Raw genomic sequence first — 1,685 nt, 5'->3', positions numbered from 1 at the left:
AAAACGCCGTCGCCCGCGACATCACCGTCAAAAAACTCACCCGCGACGCCGCCGCGAAGCGTTGGCTGGACGCCAACCGCCCGGCATGGCAGAAGTGGCTCCCCCCGAAATAGCGGCGTCAGGGCATGCGGTGCAGATTGCCGGTGAAGGCGGTCCGGGCTTCACCCTGAAGCTGGACGCGTCGGTCGTCGGTGACGACCCGCAGAAGGCCGCCGCGCGGGGAAAGCTGGCGTGCCCGCAGCTCGGACCCGAGCTCGGCCTGCCAGTAGGGGCCGATGGTGCAGTGCGCTGAGCCGGTCACCGGGTCTTCGGGGATGCCGAACGCAGGGGCGAAGTAGCGCGACACGACGTCGGTGCCGCCGGCTCCGAGTGCGGTCACGATGAGTCCACCGGCGGGCAGTTGCTCGACCGCCCGCAGGTCCGGTACGAGTCCACGCACGGCATCCTCATCGGCCAGCACGGCGAGGATATTGCGCTCGCCGACGTCGGGATGATCGGTGATCCCCGTCCACACCACGCTGGTCGCGCCGAGCGCCTGCCCGAGCGCGGCCGGCGGATCGGTCCTCGCCGCCGGGACGGCCGGGAAGTCGAGGACGATTCGGTTCTCGTGGCGACGGGCGACGAGCTCGCCGCTGAGCGTGTCGAACTTGATGGGACTGTGCGACTCGGCGTGTCCGGTCTTCCACAGCCAGTGTGATGCGGCGAGCGTGGCGTGCCCGCACAGCGCCACCTCCGCGGTCGGAGTGAACCACCGCAGCGCGAACCGCTTGTTCCCGGGCACCACGAAGGCCGTCTCGGCCTGGTGCAACTCGTTGGCGACGCCCTGCATCCACGTCTCGTCGGGGAACTCGTCGAGCACCAGCACTCCGGCCGGGTTGCCGGAGAATGCGGCGTCGGTGACGAACGCGTCGATCACGGCGACGGGTTGATCGGGGACGGACACGACTACCTCCAGACCTGGCCGACGACCTGAACCGAGCACTATACGTCGGCATGAGGATCCGATATTCCTTTGCTCCCTGCACGGTGGATGAGGATGATGCGGCCCATGGCCCTGCAGCACACCGGAGGCGTGGATTCGGCAACGTCCCGTCGCGCCGGTCTCGAGGATGCCGGAGCGATCGCGGACCTCATGATCCGCTCGCGCCGGGCCGCCATCGGCGCCATCCCGGCCGCGGTTCATCCGGACGGCGACACTCTCATGTGGATCACCACCACCGTCGTGCCCGAGCGAGAGGTGTGGCTGATGGAGGACGTCGACAGCCGGCCCTTGGCGGTGCTGGTGCTCGATGGTGACTGGGTCGACCAGCTCTACGTCGACCCGGCCTTCACCGGCAAGGGACTGGGTTCCCGCCTCATCGAGCTCGCGAAAGCCCGCCGGCCCGCGGGCCTTCAGCTGTGGACGTTCTCGACCAACGCCGGGGCGCAGAGGTTCTACCTACGTCACGGTTTCGTTGTGGCCGGTACAACCAACGGGTCGGCGAACGAGGAGAACGCGCCCGCCATCCGTTTCGCCTGGACGGCGCCGTAGCCCTTGGGTCAAGGATTCTGACCGACGATGATCCGCTTGAGCGGGGCCAACCCTTCGGGGTAGAACGCAGCACCGTGTTCGTCGCCCGGGTGCGCCGGCGTCTGATACACCTGGGCGCCGAAGTCCGGGTCGGACGGGTCCCTGTTCGCGCTCT

The 1,685-nt window shown here is 68.5% G+C and carries 2 protein-coding genes; one reads left to right on the top strand and one right to left on the bottom strand.

Going from position 1 to position 1,685, the window contains the following annotated elements; all coding sequences use genetic code 11:
• Positions 1 to 118: 118 nt before the first annotated feature.
• Complete coding sequence (locus AB0M20_RS42045; protein WP_364306966.1) at positions 119 to 943, bottom strand: PhzF family phenazine biosynthesis protein; 825 nt, start codon at positions 941 to 943, stop codon at positions 119 to 121.
• A 105-nt stretch (positions 944 to 1,048) separates the two neighbouring features.
• On the opposite strand from AB0M20_RS42045, the gene AB0M20_RS42040 reads away from it, so the two are divergent.
• The gene (locus AB0M20_RS42040) at positions 1,049 to 1,531 is read left to right on the top strand and encodes a GNAT family N-acetyltransferase (RefSeq protein ID WP_364306964.1); all 483 of its coding nucleotides are present in this window, start codon (positions 1,049 to 1,051) and stop codon (positions 1,529 to 1,531) included.
• Positions 1,532 to 1,685: the final 154 nt, after the last annotated feature.

The sequence above is a fragment of the Actinoplanes sp. NPDC051633 genome (assembly GCF_040681735.1).
In the GTDB taxonomy this organism is placed as follows: domain Bacteria; phylum Actinomycetota; class Actinomycetes; order Mycobacteriales; family Micromonosporaceae; genus Actinoplanes.
The sequence above is the reverse complement of the archived record's forward strand: the minus strand, read 5'-3'. Positions and strand labels throughout refer to the sequence as shown.

Excerpts from the sequence above, each read along its gene's own strand:
- AB0M20_RS42040 (WP_364306964.1), top strand. The coding sequence starts at position 1,049 with ATGGCCCTGCAGCACACCGGAGGCGTGGATTCGGCAACGTCCCGTCGC.